17 protein-coding genes and 3 pseudogenes are annotated in these 18,101 nt (G+C 34.8%); 10 read left to right on the forward strand and 10 right to left on the reverse strand.

Going from position 1 to position 18,101, the window contains the following annotated elements; all coding sequences use genetic code 11:
- Positions 1-108: 108 nt before the first annotated feature.
- Complete coding sequence (locus ACTQ5K_RS09500; RefSeq protein WP_251629079.1) at positions 109-1,248, reverse strand: hypothetical protein; 1,140 nt, start codon at positions 1,246-1,248, stop codon at positions 109-111.
- Between the two features lie 207 nt (positions 1,249-1,455).
- Between ACTQ5K_RS09500 and ACTQ5K_RS09505 the strand changes: the two are divergent.
- The 5 genes and pseudogenes from ACTQ5K_RS09505 to ACTQ5K_RS09525 all read left to right on the forward strand — a co-directional run bounded on the left by ACTQ5K_RS09505 (position 1,456) and on the right by ACTQ5K_RS09525 (position 6,313).
- Positions 1,456-1,715 (forward strand): annotated as a pseudogene (locus ACTQ5K_RS09505) (hypothetical protein).
- Positions 1,716-2,269: 554 nt separating this feature from the next.
- Positions 2,270-2,530: a hypothetical protein gene (locus tag ACTQ5K_RS09510; protein WP_441993848.1), complete on the forward strand. Its 261-nt coding sequence runs from the start codon at positions 2,270-2,272 to the stop codon at positions 2,528-2,530.
- Positions 2,531-3,753: 1,223 nt separating this feature from the next.
- Positions 3,754-4,950, forward strand: coding sequence for an AGE family epimerase/isomerase (locus ACTQ5K_RS09515; protein WP_251629088.1), 1,197 nt, complete (start codon positions 3,754-3,756; stop codon positions 4,948-4,950).
- Positions 4,951-5,008: 58 nt separating this feature from the next.
- Positions 5,009-5,911 carry an SDR family oxidoreductase gene (locus ACTQ5K_RS09520; RefSeq protein WP_031540101.1) on the forward strand — a complete coding sequence of 301 codons (903 nt, stop codon included), beginning with the start codon at positions 5,009-5,011 and terminating at the stop codon, positions 5,909-5,911.
- A gap of 159 nt (positions 5,912-6,070) precedes the next feature.
- The gene (locus ACTQ5K_RS09525) at positions 6,071-6,313 is read left to right on the forward strand and encodes a hypothetical protein (protein ID WP_081836733.1); all 243 of its coding nucleotides are present in this window, start codon (positions 6,071-6,073) and stop codon (positions 6,311-6,313) included.
- Positions 6,314-6,812: 499 nt separating this feature from the next.
- Here the strand turns inward: ACTQ5K_RS09525 and ACTQ5K_RS09530 are convergent, their stop codons facing one another.
- On the reverse strand, positions 6,813-6,959 hold the full coding sequence (locus ACTQ5K_RS09530) for a hypothetical protein (protein ID WP_155986790.1): 147 nt from the start codon (positions 6,957-6,959) through the stop codon (positions 6,813-6,815).
- Between the two features lie 179 nt (positions 6,960-7,138).
- Here ACTQ5K_RS09530 and ACTQ5K_RS09535 point away from each other — a divergent pair, with 179 nt between their 5' ends.
- Positions 7,139-8,113, forward strand: coding sequence for an Abi family protein (locus tag ACTQ5K_RS09535; RefSeq protein WP_031540100.1), 975 nt, complete (start codon positions 7,139-7,141; stop codon positions 8,111-8,113).
- On the opposite strand, the gene ACTQ5K_RS09540 is transcribed toward ACTQ5K_RS09535, so the two are convergent.
- From ACTQ5K_RS09540 to ACTQ5K_RS09550, 3 genes are all read right to left on the reverse strand, one after another.
- Positions 8,110-8,304 (reverse strand): hypothetical protein, encoded by a 195-nt coding sequence (locus ACTQ5K_RS09540; protein ID WP_031540099.1) that lies wholly within the window; start codon positions 8,302-8,304, stop codon positions 8,110-8,112. The genes ACTQ5K_RS09535 and ACTQ5K_RS09540 overlap by 4 nt on opposite strands.
- A gap of 123 nt (positions 8,305-8,427) precedes the next feature.
- Positions 8,428-8,973 (reverse strand): transposase, encoded by a 546-nt coding sequence (locus ACTQ5K_RS09545; protein WP_031540098.1) that lies wholly within the window; start codon positions 8,971-8,973, stop codon positions 8,428-8,430.
- Positions 8,973-9,407 carry a hypothetical protein gene (locus ACTQ5K_RS09550; protein ID WP_031540097.1) on the reverse strand — a complete coding sequence of 145 codons (435 nt, stop codon included), beginning with the start codon at positions 9,405-9,407 and terminating at the stop codon, positions 8,973-8,975. Before ACTQ5K_RS09550 ends, ACTQ5K_RS09545 begins: the two co-directional genes overlap by 1 nt.
- Here ACTQ5K_RS09550 and ACTQ5K_RS09555 point away from each other — a divergent pair.
- Positions 9,361-9,657 (forward strand): annotated as a pseudogene (locus ACTQ5K_RS09555) (ATP-binding protein); the annotation flags it as partial. The gene ACTQ5K_RS09550 and the pseudogene ACTQ5K_RS09555 sit on opposite strands and share 47 nt — an antisense overlap.
- A 185-nt stretch (positions 9,658-9,842) precedes the next feature.
- Here the strand turns inward: ACTQ5K_RS09555 and ACTQ5K_RS09560 are convergent.
- The 3 genes from ACTQ5K_RS09560 to ACTQ5K_RS09570 all read right to left on the reverse strand — a co-directional run bounded on the left by ACTQ5K_RS09560 (position 9,843) and on the right by ACTQ5K_RS09570 (position 13,167).
- Positions 9,843-9,989, reverse strand: a complete 147-nt coding sequence (locus tag ACTQ5K_RS09560) for a hypothetical protein (RefSeq protein WP_251629087.1) — start codon at positions 9,987-9,989, stop codon at positions 9,843-9,845.
- A 331-nt stretch (positions 9,990-10,320) separates the two neighbouring features.
- A complete protein-coding gene (locus ACTQ5K_RS09565; RefSeq protein ID WP_031540292.1) occupies positions 10,321-11,742 on the reverse strand; it encodes a hypothetical protein in 1,422 nt (473 codons plus the stop codon).
- Between the two features lie 1,065 nt (positions 11,743-12,807).
- Entirely contained in the window at positions 12,808-13,167 is a 360-nt protein-coding gene (locus ACTQ5K_RS09570) for a hypothetical protein (protein WP_441993838.1), read from the reverse strand.
- Between the two features lie 274 nt (positions 13,168-13,441).
- On the opposite strand from ACTQ5K_RS09570, the gene ACTQ5K_RS09575 reads away from it, so the two are divergent.
- Together ACTQ5K_RS09575 and ACTQ5K_RS09580 are read left to right on the forward strand one after the other, a co-directional pair.
- Positions 13,442-14,797, forward strand: coding sequence for an IS1182 family transposase (locus tag ACTQ5K_RS09575; RefSeq protein ID WP_048717801.1), 1,356 nt, complete (start codon positions 13,442-13,444; stop codon positions 14,795-14,797).
- 174 nt (positions 14,798-14,971) lie between these two features.
- Positions 14,972-15,217 (forward strand): hypothetical protein, encoded by a 246-nt coding sequence (locus ACTQ5K_RS09580; protein WP_031539824.1) that lies wholly within the window; start codon positions 14,972-14,974, stop codon positions 15,215-15,217.
- An 862-nt stretch (positions 15,218-16,079) separates the two neighbouring features.
- Here the strand turns inward: ACTQ5K_RS09580 and ACTQ5K_RS09585 are convergent.
- Both ACTQ5K_RS09585 and ACTQ5K_RS09590 read right to left on the reverse strand, forming a co-directional pair.
- Positions 16,080-16,643, reverse strand: a complete 564-nt coding sequence (locus ACTQ5K_RS09585) for a transposase (protein ID WP_441993849.1) — start codon at positions 16,641-16,643, stop codon at positions 16,080-16,082.
- A gap of 99 nt (positions 16,644-16,742) precedes the next feature.
- Positions 16,743-17,300 (reverse strand): annotated as a pseudogene (locus tag ACTQ5K_RS09590) (transposase); the annotation flags it as partial.
- A 204-nt stretch (positions 17,301-17,504) separates the two neighbouring features.
- Here ACTQ5K_RS09590 and ACTQ5K_RS09595 point away from each other — a divergent pair.
- The gene (locus ACTQ5K_RS09595) at positions 17,505-17,762 is read left to right on the forward strand and encodes an HNH endonuclease signature motif containing protein (RefSeq protein WP_155986786.1); all 258 of its coding nucleotides are present in this window, start codon (positions 17,505-17,507) and stop codon (positions 17,760-17,762) included.
- The last annotated feature ends 339 nt before the right edge of the window (positions 17,763-18,101 follow it).

Here is an 18,101-nt window from a genome sequence, read left to right on the forward strand (position 1 = left end):
TTCCTTTCTAACACATAGTATAGAGATTGCTGCTTTTCCTTAATAAAAAGATCAATCAGATGTAACTTCAGAGGATGTACACACCTTCCCTAAAGTAAATCTATCACCCTACGTTCTCCCAAAAACCGACTTAAAAGTCCTATCCGCAAAAACCTTATTAGGATTCCCCATGTCATATACCATCGTCCAATACAGAGCAATTTGAGCGGTACTCCATAATGGCTGATCACGGAGGACTTCTGCAACCTTGATATGGTCATGGTGGATGAATTCTATCTTGGATAATTCGTTAATGCCATGAATGCCGGATGACTTTAATTCGATAATTTGGCTGGAGGTAAGTTCTGTTTTTACCGTGCCTATGATGTTCCATTGGTAGTATTCTAAATCTACACCAAATCCGAGGAGATGGATTTGATCTGGACTAGCTACAATCCCTAATTCTTGCTTTAATCCCCTAATAGCTACTTTGTAGAGATCGATGGTTTTACGGGAATTTTGCTCTCCGTTGGAATTTTCTACTGCATCTTGATATGGATCAATTGCTTCTACTACACTAACATCCAATTCATTTGGACGAATGCCAGTATCTGCTCTTCTTCTTGTAAGAACAATTTTTTCGTCTGCGGTTACGACTGTTAAGACGATTCCAATCCCTTGGGACAAGACATCGGAAGGCACATGTAAATCCTGTATGGCTTGATCGATATATTTTTCTCTAATCGTTTCTCCACTGCTTAATTGGTAATTGTCTAGGCTTGCCACCGTTGCTTGAAAGTTATAATAATCAGATCTTTTGAAATGTAAAACTGGATATGGTTTTTCAATAATATCCGTGTTTGTTTGAAAAGCATTGGTTAAGGCTACCTGATATGTATTGTACATATGCTTTTGGCCTTGCTCTTTTTTCATTTGTTCTCTTGCTTCAATCTTGTCTCGCAGCTCTTTCAATTCTTGAGGCAATTCGAAATACTCATCATCATACCTTGTCTGGATATAATTTCGATCATAAGCAAATTCTCCAGAACCACCGCTAACAACAAAATTTGTTTTTCGGCCTGCTATCCAAAGTACCCCATCGTCTTGTTGAATGGTTTGATACCTTTTGGACTTCCCCTTTATTTTCCTTTGTAGCCATTTACTAATTCTAGTTTTAAAATGAGTGTAAGTATCCCCCAACAGCTGATCTAACAGCCACTCGACAACCTTAAACAATACTTTCCCCACTGCAACGATTAAATCACTCATGTCCTCATTCCTATCTAACTATTTTACTAATAATATTCCTTACTTTAGTTAGATTAACAAAAATTACTTTAAAATGAAATACGAGTTAGTGAAAAGAAGTGTTTGGTCACAGCGACTCCCCGAAATTTGTCGAAGATTGATAGAAAGTTAGAATGTGTGAATGTGATAGAATTTAGAAATAAAGAAATGAGGGTGTAAATGATGGAAATAGAATGGAAAAAAGAAACGCTTATTTTTGAAACTTTAAGAGAATCAGAGGTATGGGCTAATTCTCTAGCTAACGAAATACATGGTAGAACAATAAATGGATATATAACACCAGATTATAAAATAGCATATGCTCTTTCATTTTTTCTAGCTTCTAATCCGATTTTGTTGTTCATTCAGAAAAAAGTTTCAGTATTCGTCCAGGAGTAAAAGTTGAGGATTCATTTATTTATAAAGTTTGGGTAACTATTAAATTATAAATGAGGTAAAACTATATGATTAATACATACTAAAAATGTCTACATGTCAGTACAAAAAATTTAAATTTTTTCACTCATTTAATTTTGACACTTTTACTTTTTCAACGTCGTTTACTTCACTTCATTTGAAAATACATTTTCAAAACATTAGCATTTCTTTTAATAGTCAATGCTTTTTCTTTTATAAACGAATATTTAGATATTCAATTCCTAGAAAAAAACAATGAAAAAAATCCTACAGTTTGTTGCGTAATCTGTTGGACTTTACTATACATAGGAAACGAATTGCCGCTATGTGATACATTTATTGGCGAAGACTAGTAAAAAATATGGCAAGCGTGGTAAAATCACCTCGCCGTAATCCTTCCACGAAGAAATCTTTCTATGATTATCCCCCCTTTCCTAAGCAGAAAGCAACACCTCCAATATCCAGCTACTATTTCAAGTGTTTGGTCACAGCGACTCCCCGAAATTTGTCGAAGATTGATAGAAAGTTAGAATGTGTGAATGTGATAGAATTTAGAAATAAAGAAATGAGGGTGTAAATGATGGAAATAGAATGGAAAAAAGAATCGCTTATTTTTGAAACTTTAAGAGAATCAGAGGTATGGGCTCATTCTATAGCAAACGAAATACATGGTAGAACAATAAATGGATATATAACACCAGATTATAAAATAGCATATGCTCTTTCATTTTTTCTAGCTTCTAATCCTGATTTTGTTGTTCATTCAGAAAAAAGTTTCAGTATTCGTCCAGGAGTAAAGGTTGAGGATTCATTTATTTATAAAGTTTGGGTAACTATTAAATCATAAATGAGGTAAAACTATATGATTAATACATACTAAAAATGTCTACATGTCAGTACAAAAATTTTAAATTTTTTCATTTATTTATTTTTGACGCTTTTACTTTTTCGACGTCTTTTACTTCACTTCATTTGAAAATACATTTTCAAAACATTAGCATTTCTTTTAATAGTCAATGCTTTTTCTTTTACAAACGAATATTTAGTTATTCAATTCCTAGAAAAAAACAATGAAAAAAAATCCTACAGTTTATTGCGTAATCTGGACTTTACTATGCATAGGAAACGAATTGCCGCTATGTGATACATTTATTGGCGAAGACTAGTAAAAAATATGGCAAGCGTGGTAAAATCACCTCGCCGTAATCCTTCCACGAAGAAATCTTTCTATGATTATCCCCTCTTTCCTAAACCGAAAACAACACCTCCAATATCCAGCTACTATTTCAGTTTATCATTCACACCATCTAATTCTCTATAAATCTCCGACAAATTTCGGGACGTCACTGTGACCAAGAACTATTATCTTCCTCAATGAGTTAAGATGAATATAACGGGTGACTTTTAACATTCCCTCTTTGTCGTCAATCCTTTTTTCATAAAACCGTTTTTCAAAGACATGGCCAGTTACGGTATTTGGCTTATAGTAATTGTCATAACGTTTATCGATCAGTGCCATTAGCATTGAAATGGGTACTCTACTAGAACGCAATTATAAATGGAAATGATTATTCATGAGGCAATAAGGAGGAGATTTCAAAGGGGTACTTTTCGTAGAGTTCTGTTTAGGATATGAAGAAAAGCTTGCAAATCACTGGCATTTCGAAATAAGGGTTCACGGCGATTTCCCCGGGAAACATTATGATAAAATCGTTCTGATATATACACTCTTTTCTTATCGGGCATTATGTCTCCCTCACAATCGTCATTTGTTTATTCTGCCTCCAGCGTCTTAAGGTCACCGCTTCCCAACTGTCTTGATCCGCTTATTCTTTCTTCCCCTGCTAAATCAGAATTGGTCCTTGCGAGTATGATAATTTTAATATGAATATCAATTTCCAACCGCAATCATACATAGAGTTTGGGACAAGGAACCTGACCCCATGTCCCTTAACAGTTTGTTTGGACAATGTATATTGCCGTCCTAAAAAGAATATTTTTAGTTAAGTCACTATTTTAAGATAGGTCCCAAAAGAATGGGAATGATTTCAAAAAAGGAAGTGGTGGTGAATGAATAGTGAGATTCGGGTTCGTGATCCAGCATGGTTAACCAATCATATATTTGGTACCTTGCAATTTTATTATCCAAGATGTATTGATTATCGTAATGGTGGATACTTTCAGTGCTACTTAGATGACGGGACAATCTGCAATAATCAGACGAAACACTTAGTAGGGACATCTCGCTTTATTTACGTGTTTAGTGTTGGAGCCATGTTACGTGGTGATTCATGGTGTCTACAGGCGGCTGAGCATGGTTTATCCTACCTTCAAAATTATCATCTGGATATTAATAACGGAGGTTATTTTTGGAAGTTAAACGATAATCAGGTGTCTGTTTCTAATAAATATGCATATGGACACGCATTTGCTTTACTTGCAGCTTCCAAAGCCTATCAGGCAGGGATACCTTGCGCTTCTCACCTAATAGACTATATTTATAACATACTCGACCAATATTTTTGGGAGCCAGATCACGGGTTATATCTAAATGAAATGAATTCAGATTGGTCCATTATAAATCCATACAGAGGGCAAAATCCGAATATGCACCTGTGCGAGGCAATGATCTCAGCCTATGAGGCAACCGGTAACCATAAGTATCTAGAGAGAGCCTATATATTAGCATATAATGTTACCTTAAATTTAGCTCAACAATCAGAAGGATCAATATGGGAACACTATGACCCTAATTGGGTAATTGATTGGAACTATATTGAAACCAATAAAGAGATGCAGCAATTTCGGCCCCAAGGCTTTATTCCTGGTCATTCCATTGAATGGAGCAAACTACTCTTACTCTTGGAAAGATATAAATCTGAATCATGGATGATAGAGAGAGCAGTAGAATTATATAATAGCGCACTAAAGCTAGGCTTAGACACTGAATATGGGGGGATATACTATTCGATTGACCGTGAAGGAAAAGTACTAGAGTCAGATAAATACTATTGGGTGATGGCAGAAGCGATTGGTGCATCAGCACTTCTTGGAACACGATTAAAAGCTTTCACATATTGGAGAAATTATGATGCTCTATTTAATTATGCTTGGAACTATTTCATAGATAAAAAACGGGGTGGTTGGTATGAAAAAGTAAATCGATTTAATCAAAAGGTAGGGAATAAGAAAAGCCCCGTAACGAAGACGGATTATCATCCAATTGTAAATTGCTATGAAACCATCCGAGCACTAACGAATCTGTGAGTAAAAGGTTTTAACGAACTTTATCTTATTTAAATGAAATAGGAAAGGGGAATGTCCTATCTATCCTGTTTATAAATTCTTAGAAAAAAAACAAAAGTGTCAAGATATAAATATTGCTTTTCCTCCTCAACACCAAGAACAACATCCAGGTCTTGAACACACTATGGAGCCAAAACCTATTTCGGAAAATCCTTATTACCAAGCAAGCGGAAAACTGAAAGACCGAGTAGCTATTATCACAGGTGGGGATAGTGGAATAGGAAGAGCCATCGCCTATGCTTATGCTAAAGAGGGAGCCGACGTTGTTATTTCCTACCTTTATGAACATCAAGATGCACAAGAAACAAAAAGTAGAATTGAACAAATCGGCAGAAAGTGCCTACTAGTTCCCGGTGATTTACAACAGGAAAAAATGTCATATACCGTCGTCCAACAGGCAGTCCATCATTTTGGAAAAATTGATATTCTGGTTAATAATCACGGAGTACAGTTTATTCAACAGAGCATATTAGATATCACAGCAGAACAATTAGACGTAACCTTCCGAACAAATATCTACTCATTTTTCTATATGACCAAAGCCTGTTTACCACATTTAAAGAAGGGCAGTTCCATTATTAATACAACTTCTCTCGCAGCCTATCAAGGAAATCAAGAATTAATTGACTACTCCGCTACTAAAGGGGCCATCCTGACTTTCACACGCTCCCTTTCGCAATCTCTTCTAGACAAGGGTATTCGTGTGAATGGTGTTGCACCTGGACCTATTTGGACACCTCTCATCCCCTCTTCCTACTCAGCAGAAAAAGTAGCAACCTATGGAACCGACACATCCAAACCACCAATGAAACGTGCAGGGCAACCTTTTGAAGTGGCAACCAGCTATGTATTTCTTGCTTCTGATGACGCAAGCTACATGACTGGTCAGATTCTACATCCAAATGGTGGCACAATAGTTTAACGGTGTATTTTGAGGCGTCGCTGTGGTTGTTTGGTCACAGTGACTCCCCGAAATTTGTCGAAGATGGATAGAAAGTTAGATTGTGTGAATGTGATAGAATTTAGACATAAAGAAATGAGGTCGTAAATGATGGAAATAGAATGAAAAAAAGAAACGCTTATTATTGAAACTTTAAGAGAATCAGAGGTATGGGCTGATTCTCTAGCTAACGAAATACATAGTAGAACAAGAACAATAAATGGATATATAACACCAGATTATAAAATAGCATATGCTCTTTCATTTTTTCTAGCTTCTAATCCTGATTTTGTTGTTCATTCAGAAAAAAGTTTCCGTATTCGTCCAGGAGTAAAGGTTGAGGATTCATTTATTTATAAAGTTTGGGTAACTATAAAATCATAAATGAGGTAAAACTATATGATTAATACATACTAAAAATGTCTACATGTCAATACAAAAAAATTTAAATTTTTTCACTCATTTAATTTTGACGCTTTTACTTTTTCAACGTCGTTTACTTCACTTCATTTGAAAATACATTTTCAAAACATTAGCATTTCTTTTAATAGTCAATGCTTTTTCTTTTATAAACGAATATTTAGATATTCAATTCCTAGAAAAAAACAATGAAAAAAATCCTACAGTTTATTGCGTAATCTGTTGGACTTTACTATACATAGGAAACGAATTGCCGCTATGTGATACATTTATTGGCGAAGACTAGTAAAAAATATGGCAAGCGTGGTAAAATCACCTCGCCGTAATCCTTCCACGAAGAAATCTCTCTATGATTATCCCCCCTTTCCTAAGCAGAAAGCAACACCTCCAATATCCAGCTACTATTTCAATTTATCATTCATACCATCTAATTCTCTATAAATCTCCGACAAATTTCGGGACGTCACTGTGACCAAGAACTATTTGAATAAACACGATAATTATCTTCAAACAAACGTTTGACTTCAGAACGTGTTAAATTTTGTTGCTCTAGCTCTCTTCTTTTCAGTTCAATGTTAAAGATGGAATTATGTAGATAGGCTGAATCCAAGAAATACACATCCCTTCTAATCCAATTGTTTCTAGAACTATTATATCATTGTGAGAATTTTGGAAATATAATAGACAAAAAGAACAATCTTCCAACTATAATTGAATACTAGGATTGTAGTTTTTTTGGTAGTTAACCTTTATAATTAGGATAATAGTTGTAAATGGGAGCGATTTATTTTGGTAAAAGGGAAAACAACCAATGGGTTAATGCGTCATCTTAGGGATAAGCATGGCATAGAAATAAACGGAAGCAAACAGAAGAAAGATTTATTAAATATCGGATATTATCATGGATATAAAGGATATCGTTTTATCGGACAGGCAAACCACCAAATACCCTATACCAACTTTGATGAGGTTGTTGGAGTGTATGAGTTTGATACAAACCTTAAAACACTCTTATATCCAAGAATTATGTTCATTGAAACAGCGATTAAAAACTATACACTTAATACCTTAATTGGAATAGGACCGGTGGACTTCGATTTTGTTTTTTCACACCTATTAAATGATTATAAGAAAGAAAATACGGGTAATAGTAAGTATAGGGATAAAATGAAGAAACGGCTTGAATTACGGAACAAAATCAATCAACAAATTAGTTACAACTATTCCGAACAAAAGGCTGTGATTTCACACTTCTTCCATAAGAATGAGCCAATTCCACTGTGGGCTATATTTGAAGTCATTAATCTAGGAGAATTTGGATTCTTCCTTCAGTGTTTAAATCAAAACACTAGAATAGCAATTGCTGAAGACTTAAATATGCACACTACAAACCATAATCAGAATGGAAGAATAGTGGAAGATATCATCTTCCTTATTAAAGAGCTTCGTAATGCAGTAGCTCATAATTCTGTAGTCTTTGATTGCAGGTTTAAAAAGATGAATCCCCCTTCTAGGCTTAAGGAATACTTACAAAGTGAAACAGGAATCAACAACATAACTTTTGACACCATTGTTGATTATTTTATTATTGTAATCTTCCTACTGAAAAAGCTCAGTGTTACAAAAACCGAATTAAAACAGATTGTCAGGAAGTTCTACGCTGAATCTGAAAAGCTGAGAAGTTCAGTACCGATACCTGTTCACACCTCTATAATGGGGTCTGATTTTAGAAATAAGGTAAATAATTTAACGAACTACATTTAGGCTTGTACTTTACGAATAGGATGAACTGTAGTATCATAGTATATAATTAATAGCGGTGTATAGCTTCGGCTTACACTTAAGGGGACTGGATGCGTCTGGTCCTCTTTAAATTTTGTCCGGAATCGACAACAAAAAAATGCCCACAATGCAGTTACATCAGCTTGCCCCCTCCAATTCCCTTCAAGTATCATTATTAGTTTCTTCCTCAACATGTATTTCTTAGATGGACTACTTATGATTTTTGTCTTTTTGTGGTGCTGACACTTGGTATGGTGTTGGTATTCACAACGAATCTATATCATTGAAAGATCACATCATTGAAAGATCACACTACTACAGTACTTTTCCCGTTTCTGTGTCGATGTTCCTTCATTATAATCTAGTAAAAAATTCACATTCATAAAACAAGGCACTGTAGAATTCTTCTTATAATATTGATAGCTACTCCAAGGATAGTATTCTGCCAGCTTAACCATTCTCGCCTCAACTGGGTTAAGATGTATATAACGGCTAACTTCTAACATACCTTCTTTATCCTCAATCCTTTTGTCATAAAACCGTTTTTCAAAGACATGGCCTGTTAAACGGTATTTGATGTTATAGTAATTGGCATAACGTTTATTGATCAGTGCCATTAGCTTTGAAATGGGCACTTCACTAGAACGCAATTGTAAATGGAAATGATTATTCATAAGGCAATAGGAGGCGATTTCAAAGGGGTACTTTTCGTAGAGTTGTGTTAGGATATGAAGAAAAGCTTGAAAATCACTGGCATTCCGGAACAATGGATCACGTCGATTTCCTCTGGAAACAATATGATAAAATCGCTCTGGTATATACACTCTTTTCTTATAGGGCATTATTTCTCCCTCGCAATCGTCATTTGTTTATTCTGTCCCCAGCATCTTAAGGTCATCACTTCCCAAATGGCTTGATCAGCTATTCTTTCATCCCCTGCTAAATCAGAAATGGTCCTTGCGAGTCTGATAATTTTAATCTGAACACGATTGCTCCAGTTTTGCTTAGAAGAAATTTGGGTGAGCGTCTTTTTTTGTGCTGTTGTCAAGGGACTTGTTTCCACTATGGTTTCAAACAGAACCTTTGCATTGGATACTTCTTGTTGATACCGATTATACTGGCGCATGCGCGCTTTTTCCACTCTTTTACGAATATCATTAGAAGATTCTTGCGTTGTGGAGTCCTGGTTAACATTTACCGATTGTAAGGATAAGAGAATCCATGTTCCCTCTGTTCCGTTCAGGCATCCACACCATTCTGCTTCTCCTGTCGCCATTATTGGTGGTGGGTCGAACCCGCGACCAGGTGAAATTTCGATGGCTCACCATGGAATCCTTTTTCTTGATGAGATTGCAGAATTCTCCAAAAAAACGCTTGATATGCTCCGTCAACCACTAGAAACAGGTAATGTAACCATTAGCCGAGCGCATGCTACTGTGACATATCCAGCTTCTTTTATCCTAATAGGTGCTATGAACCCTTGTCCATGTGGATACCTCGGTTCTCTTCATCATTATTGCACCTGTATCTAACTCTCTATCAATCTTCGACAAATTTCGAGGCGTTCCTGTGACCTCAAGTTTTTTAGCATGACACATAGTTGAAAGCAATTGTTATAAGCTATATAATAAACGTATATAATGAAAAAGAGAAGTGCGCGAACACTTCTCCCTGCAACCTCTACCGTCAGGGTATGGTTGTCAATTAAATATTATTTTGGTCGAGAACCACCCTTTTGCTTGCGACGGCGTAGGGTGGTTTTCTTGTTTTCTAATATGTTCTTCCGAAAGAAATAGGCGCTTATCTCACGCACAATCCCCTTCAGAACTTCACGAAGAAATTCAAGAAATGTTTCCATGATTATCACCTCCTTTCCTAAACGGAAAGAAGCACAACAACCAACCACCCTCACAATATTCAGTTGCTATTTCAGTTTATCACATTCACACAATCTAACTCTCTATCAATCTTCGACAAATTTCGGGGAGTCACTGTGACCATGACGGGGACGATTGTTAATTTTTGTTCTGGCATATGAAAAGCACCTCCTTAAATTGATACATTCATCGTACCAGGAGGCACTGCGTGTTTATATGCGTTGTTTGATTGGGGGCTTACGATAAAACACTCTTTTTTCAAGTGTCCTAACTACAGGTACCATTTTATTCAACCCACCCTTTCATTTTTTTTTAATTATTTATAAACTCTCTACTTTTCTTCTCAAAACGTTTCTCATTACAAAACTTACACTGATAAGTAATCTCATAAACTTCTCTAGTTCCTGGTACAAATTGCTCTATTGTACCTACCACCTCACCATTTAAATTCTTTTGTTTTAATTCAGTTTTAATAGAAATGCTAGTAGATTCAAGTGTTGTTGTTCTTACTTTCTTCATTGCAAATAACTTATTACAAGAGTAACATCTACCTAACGTATCTAATAACATATCTACCACTAATTCTATAGCTTTGACTGATAAATACAGGACAATAAAAATAGTAAGTGTTGTTTCTAAAATACCCCCAATGTAATCTTTCATAAATTCTACTATAGTAGTTATTATTCCATATTGTTCTATTACATTACTCATACCTATTCCTGTTCTATCTATATAAATCCAACAAGCTATGTTTGCTCCTATAAATGACACAATTAATATCTTTAACCAACGTGGTGCTTTCATTGAAAACTCTATTGGTTTTAACTTAGTTTTTCTTGTTTTAGATGTTCTTGTTCTAGTTACTTTCTCATTAGAGTCTAACACCTTTGACTTTACCTCTGTATCAGTAGTGCTTAATCCTCGTTTCTTTTTTAATACATTTACTAATCTTTCTGAACGTTTTATTATTAAACTATTTACATTCGTTAGAAATTCGTTTAGTTCTTCATTAGTATTAGGTAAGAAGATATCAGAATTACTTATATCCATTTTACTTTGAGAAAGATAGTATTCATGCTTACGCAGTAAAGGTTTTATGCTATAATTGTCGTTTGCATTAACAAAATCTTGTAAATAAAAAGTATCAATGTAAGTCTTGAATGTTTCTAAATCTACATTTTCTTTTATTATTTTTAACGATAAATCAAAGAAGTCATGAACAAAATACTTCCTGTCTGCACCACCTTTAAACCCTCTAGCTTGATTGAAAGACTTTTCATCACTAGGATATAATCTAAATGGTACTAAGGTTATGTTTCCAATTGTATGAGTTAATATAGCATACCTCTGCAATTGAGTATTTTTATCTACATTTGATTTATTTCTACCATTTATTCTTAATGCTTGATTGTATATGGTGGCAAATGAATTCATTGTGTCACTACCCAATCTATCCCAATACCTACCAAACTTGTTGTGAAGTTCTAATGGTAAAGAAAATCTCCCTTTGTAAGTCCAACCAAACAACTCTTCTAACATACTACCTGTTAATTTACAAGTTCCGTTAGAGTTATCACAGTCAAACTTCTTATACTTTTTGTAATTTTCCATCTTTTTAATAGGGTTACGTTCTGCGGATACTTCAATAGAAGGTGATTCATTTTTAATATCGTATCCTATTAAACTGTCTATGTTGTTTTCCTCTAAAAAGCCTGTTAAACTATTATACATCTCATACCCCTCTTTGTTTTTTAGTAGTATGTGTTAATGTAGCGAAAGTCTGCAGATTGTTATTTTGGTCTACTATTGATTTATTATCATCATTTATTCTTAATGCTCGTCTGTATATAATAGAGAATGAATTCATCGTATCACTGCCTAGTCTATTCCAGTAACCATTAAATTTTCTTGCAACTTTAATCGGTAAAGTTTTCTTACTTTCGTATGACCAACCCCACAATTCTCTGAATAAGCTGTCTGTCAGAGTACAAGTCCCATTAGAATTGTCACATTCAAATTTAGATGATACGTCCTTGTTTAATCTTTTGAATATATTCATCTTTTGGATTGGGGTGGTTTCATTACGTACTTCTATCCAGGGGGTTCATTTTTTAATGTCGTAACTTATTAAATTGTCTATGTTTCTGCCTGAAAACCCAGTTACACTTTTAAGCATGATGACCTCGCAAATTTTTTTATATACTTTACACTATATCTGGTTTACTATATTGTTTTCTAGTTTTCTTTTAAACTTCGAATCTTATACACCTTTTAAAACACGTATCCAACATATCTCTGTATAATAACTCTTTTATTTTGCGGAAAGCCTAATTTGGTTCGGGGTGTCACTGTGACCAAGAGTTCACAAAAACTTGACTCAATCTTTAGCATGACACATAGTTGAAAGCAATTGTTATAAGCTATATTATAAGCTATATTATATTATAAGCTATATAATATATAATAAACGTATATAATGAAAAAGAGAAGTGCGCGAACACTTCTCTCTGCAACCTCTACCGTCAGGGTGTGGTTGTCAATTAAATATTATTTTGTTTGAGAACCACCCTTTTGCTTGCGACGGCGTAGGGTGGTTTTCTTGTTTTCTAATATGTTCTTCCGAAAGAAATAGGCGCTTATCTCACGCACAACAACCAACCACCCTCACAATATTCAGTTGCTATTTCAGTTTATCACATTCACACAATCTAACTCTCTATCAATCTTCGACAAATTTCGGGTCGTCACTGTGACCAAGAGTACGGGCCGTCACTGTGACCAAGGGTTTAAAATTATTTATTTTGGTTCCTCTTCTAAATGTTTAAGCTCGGTATCAGAAGCATCATCTCCATTAATTTTATTTACAGAATGTTGATAAACGGTCTTATTTTCAGGTCTATACATGTATGTATATGCTATATCATTTTCATCATTGAAAATTACTACTGCATGAAAACCGAACATAGCGTTATTAATATCAATGCTTTTAATATCATCCTTGGAATAATCCATATTTTCATATAAATGATCTTCTAGAGAGAGTCTAACCTGATTTTTTTTGTTTGAGAAACTGTTGAAAAAATATAGAGAGACTAAGAGAATTACAATAAAAGAAATTAATATAGTGAAAATAGTTATTTTTTTCATATTTTTCAAAAAATAACCTCCTGATATATTCCAATTAATGGGATTTTTTGTTATTCTAATTATATAATAGTATTTATATTAAAGATACTATAATAATATAATAGGAGGTTATTAATGAAAAAAATATTTCTAGGATTCTTTTTTGCTTTTATAATTGAATCAATTTCATAAATTTAACGCTTAGAGCCTCAAGGTCTCAGAGACACAAAAAAAGGAGTACCTCCCCAAAATGTCGAATTTAGTAAGCACTACACAAACTAATAAGACTGGAGGAAGACTCCCTATGACTATTATACGACAAGGAAGCCTATTTGACCTACAAGAATTATATCATTTAGAACCTACCCAACGGTTTGAAGCTGTTTTTTCTACCATTGACATCGAACCGATCTTCGCTGTGGTAACGAAGAAATCGCGTTTTGGAAGGCCTGTTGGGCTAAACTATGCAGCGATGATTTATTCGCTCATCGCTAGAATTACGGAGCGAATTCCGTTTATTAAGGATTTAGTGAAACGGTTAAAATATGACATGATCTTTCGTCTCGACTGTGGGTTTTTAGTTTCAGACTCTATCCCCTCAGAAGCAGCTTATTCTAGAATGATTACTGTTCTTTGTGAATCCGATGTTCTTGAAAATGTGCAAGGAACACTGCTCCATCAAGCCATTTCAGAAGGCTTTGTGGAGGATGACACAGTTGCCATTGATGCCACTCATGTACTAGCCAAAGATGCAGCACCTCCAAAGGAAGAACAGCCAAAATCGGAACCGAAAAAACGTGGACGTAAATCAAAAGAAGAGCGTGAACAATGGCTTATCGAAAAAGCAGAACAGGAAGCCAACCTTCCACTTTATGACAAGAAAATAGAAGAACAACTAGATATTCCTCTGGATGAACTTCGAGCTGAAATTCCTCAAGATCCTCAATGGGGAATCAAGAAAAACAGCCAAGGAAAAAATGTTTTTTGGTATGGCTACAAAGCTCATTTAGCTGTAGGGACAAAGAGTCAGTATATCTTTCAATCTCTTCTATCTTCCGCTAATTTAAATGATGGAAAAGCTGCAATCCCTTTATTAAAAGGACTTCACGAACACGTTTTGTTTCCTTCCATGCGTTATCAAACAATGGATGCAGGTTATGATTTTGAAGCGATTTATACCCAAATTCATCGAATGGGGCATCAATCTGTGATTGCTTATAATAAGCGGAATGAACCCGAACCTATTGGATTTGATAAGCACTTCGCCCCTACATGTGTTCGAGAGCATTCTTACCGTTACGATAGCTTTGATCATCAGTATGAAACATTAAAATATACACGTCCAAAAGAGTGTAAAGACTGTCCGTTAGCGAATGATGGTCTTTGCCAGAAAGTATACAAAGTAAAAATCACAACCAATCTTAGAAGATATACCGCACCAGCCCGTGGATCAAAAACTTGGAAAACCATCTTTAAACGACGTACAGCGGTTGAGCGAGTAAATGCCTATCTTAAAGGTTATTTCCAGCTCAACAATGTTCGTTATCGTACTGGGAAAAGAGCGAAAGTCCATTTTGATCTCGTAACGCTTGTTTACAATGCTTCCAAGTTAGGAGCAGATAGGATTAACCGTAAGTTAAGTAAGCAACAAGCAGCTTAAAAATTTTATAGGAGATAAAATTCTGTAAGTCTGTGTTTCTTTAAAAGCTCGAATTATGAAATTAACTCAATTATATTACTTTTTCCATTCTCTTCTTATGCGGATGATTTTAGTACTTTTGCTGATAGTAATACAGGTAGTGGAGCTCCTAAGTATCCAGGTACAAGCACAACTGTGCAAGTAGGTGATATAATTGGGACAAAAATGTTTTCAGGATGGGATACATATTATGTTGGACATGTTGGTATTGTAGGGCCAGATTATAAAGTCTATGATGTTGTAAAATGGTCTGATGTTACTCAAGTAAATTCAATTAGTAACTTTGTTGACCGGTTCAACAATAATACTGTTGGTGTTTATAGACCAAACACCTCATCAGGAAATCGTTTTTTGCAGGAACTTGGGCTAAAAATAACTTAAATAAAGTAAAAAGCTATTCTATAACTTCTGCAACACATAAAATTGATGTGAATTATTGCTCAAAATTCGTATTTCAGTCATATTATTTTGGTGCAAAATACAAATTTGGTTTAGGGGATAATAATCAAACTTATGTTTCTCCGACCTATATTATTGATAGTAGTAAATTTATTGTAAACGCTAAATTATAATGATGTTATCAAACATAAATTAAGTAAGCGAGTTCTGGAATTTAAACAAGCATTTGACAGTAGTCTAGTGAGAATCAAGAAGTATAAATAAAATATCGTAGTAGTCTTACAAGGTGCGCCAACACTTTGTAAGGATTACTAGGTATTGGGTATACTGAGTAACCAATTAATCACTCTAGCGATACTAGTATTATAATATTGATAGTTTTGTATGTAAATAGAAAAAGGGATAGGTACATTTCTTACTTAGTGAAATGTACCTATCCCTTTTTACCTTTATTGAAAGGTTGATGTGTTAAATTCTAGGTCACAGCGACGCCTCATGAATAGCAACTTAAAATAGCTGTTGTCATCGTATCGGAATAGGATATTATTTTGAGTCTATTGTGTGAGAAACAAAGAGATTTTACCATTTAATGTTAGAGTGTAAATGGTTTGTGAGAAGAGGTACTTACACAATTGGGAGGCTAGTTAAAAAATATTTTAGGAGGATCATTATAAAGCACTGTTGAATGATATTAATAAACTTTGGAGGGAACTTAAACTCATGGTCACAGTGACGACCCGAAATTTGTCGAAGATTGATAGGGAATTAGATTGAGTGAATGATAAACTTAAATAGCAATGATTATTGCAGATTAAGGTAAGCGTCAAATAGGTTCTTTCCAAGGTTAGTTGAATTTGCGTGATTCAAGCAGTAATAATTTATTACGTAGAAGTTCAAAACTGTTTCTACCATACATGATGCGTTTGATAGTTTTTAACTTATTGACACTTCCTTCAGCTAATCCATTATTATAGGGAAGCATAAATGCATTTTTTACTGCATCTATATCCTTTTTTATTCCGTTCAAGAAACTAGTTAATTCACTTAGTTCGAGGCTTTCAGCTTCTGTTATCCATGCCTGTAAGGAATCTTCCTTCCTTGAAAGAAGAATCTCTTTAAAATGCCAAACTAAATGATGCAATTTGCCCAATAAAGGATACTTCTGAACAACGTTCTTTACTTGTTCATGGGTGAGTGCTTTCACTTTTTCTAGCGGCCTATAGAGTAACTTTAATAGCCATTTTCTTTCTATGATTTCAGTAGAACTGATGGCATCATAGTCTTTTAAATCTCTTTGTAGCCTTTTTTCCTTCGCTATGAATTGCCTAATGGCAGCTATAGAACCTGTATATCCCTTTTTACAAAGGGTTGTATAGATGTCTTTATAAGGTGTTCCTTTCGAGCGCAATGAAATGACTTCATTTCTAAATGGAGACAGTTTTCCCGGACGCCGTACACCATATTGACCATGGATAGGGTTGAAGTCGGGAGATAAATAATTTTTTATTGTTTTCTTTGTATGGCCTGTCTTATCTACTATTTTTCTTATACTATATCCCTTTTTCTGTAAGGCCCTTACTTCTTCGACTCTACCCATGATCTTTTGAATAGCTTCCTTATGATCACGGCCACGTCGATCATCTGAATTTTGGGGGATTTCTTCTTCGGTCATTCTAATATATTTTCGAATTGTTTGAAGACTGTATTTCGTTAGAAATCTGATTTCTTGTGCCGTTCGTCCTTGAGAAGCCAAGGACTTAACCAGTAGAATTTTATCACGTTGCGAAGGTTTACTACTCAGTAATTCGTTCATCACCTTCTTTTCCTTTGTCAAAGGAATGGCAATTCGTGCGGATAAAAATTTATAAATGCATTGCGTGATCGCATCCGTCAAGTTTTTCACTAAATGAAATCGATCACTGATGTGCTGGGCTTTTGGATGAGATTCTCGAATAGCAGAAGCATATGTATGAAATCCATCTCTTGAAACATATTTCAAATTTGGAAATTCAGCGAGCCAAGCGACAACGTCATCTTTGTCTCTTGATTGTATTATGTCAATGACTCTACCATTGTATAGGTCGTACCGTAACTTGTTCTCTTTTCAGAGCGAAATCATCAATACAGATTTTGGATATCTAGAAGTGTTACAACCGCTGCATGGTTAGGCTCCTATCCAAAAACTACAACAGGTCAATTAAAACCAGTCTTAGCCAATAAAAAAGCAGCCATATATCCAACCATTCAAAATAAGCACAATAAAAAATATATGCCTAGACCAACAAAGGCTAATATGTCTGTTGTACCTATTAACAAACGAGTAACTTGGGATAGTAGTACACAAAGAAACAAATATATTAAGGCCTATATTGATAAGTATGGTAATCCAAAATGGAATTGGTTTAATTATGATATTCATCATGTTACTCCTAGAGAGTATGGTGGTAAAAATACCTTTAATAACCTCTTTCCATTACCAAGAGAAATTCATCAACAAGTTGTTAATTCTTGGTGGTCTAGCTATTAACATTGGAGGATAAATATGATAATTTAAAAAACGTTAAATACCTTAAAAAGATGCCTAAGTGAAAAAGGGATTACCAATCTTATTGCTGGACAAGGGGAAATTCAAACAGTTAGTTGTTCATTTAACCCTAGATTAGAAAAAGAAAATTTATCTATTTTGGGACGCCACTGTGACCAAGAACTAAGCTCCTAATCTATTACCTTTTTGGGTATCGTATATTTTTCCATCTGCAATCCCACAGATATCTTCCTGTGAGTGTGAACAGGATTTTTCGGTGTATCTCTAGAGTTTGGGACAAGGAACCTGACCCCATGTCCCTATCCCTATATGTGCGGTTTA

It is taken from the genome of Niallia sp. Sow4_A1, from assembly GCF_052116745.1.
GTDB classification, from domain to species: Bacteria; Bacillota; Bacilli; order Bacillales; family Cytobacillaceae; genus Niallia; species Niallia hominis.

Bases quoted from the DNA above. Each gene is read 5' to 3' on its own strand.
- ACTQ5K_RS09500 (WP_251629079.1), bottom strand. From the start codon at position 1,248: ATGAGTGATTTAATCGTTGCAGTGGGGAAAGTATTGTTTAAGGTTGTC.
- ACTQ5K_RS09515 (WP_251629088.1), top strand. From the start codon at position 3,754: ATGAATAGTGAGATTCGGGTTCGTGATCCAGCATGGTTAACCAATCAT.
- ACTQ5K_RS09540 (WP_031540099.1), bottom strand. From the start codon at position 8,304: ATGATACTTGAAGGGAATTGGAGGGGGCAAGCTGATGTAACTGCATTG.
- ACTQ5K_RS09545 (WP_031540098.1), bottom strand. From the start codon at position 8,973: ATGCCCTATAAGAAAAGAGTGTATATACCAGAGCGATTTTATCATATT.
- ACTQ5K_RS09550 (WP_031540097.1), bottom strand. From the start codon at position 9,407: ATGGCGACAGGAGAAGCAGAATGGTGTGGATGCCTGAACGGAACAGAG.
- ACTQ5K_RS09560 (WP_251629087.1), bottom strand. From the start codon at position 9,989: ATGGAAACATTTCTTGAATTTCTTCGTGAAGTTCTGAAGGGGATTGTG.
- ACTQ5K_RS09565 (WP_031540292.1), bottom strand. From the start codon at position 11,742: ATGTATAATAGTTTAACAGGCTTTTTAGAGGAAAACAACATAGACAGT.
- ACTQ5K_RS09575 (WP_048717801.1), top strand. From the start codon at position 13,442: ATGACTATTATACGACAAGGAAGCCTATTTGACCTACAAGAATTATAT.
- ACTQ5K_RS09595 (WP_155986786.1), top strand. From the start codon at position 17,505: ATGCCTAGACCAACAAAGGCTAATATGTCTGTTGTACCTATTAACAAA.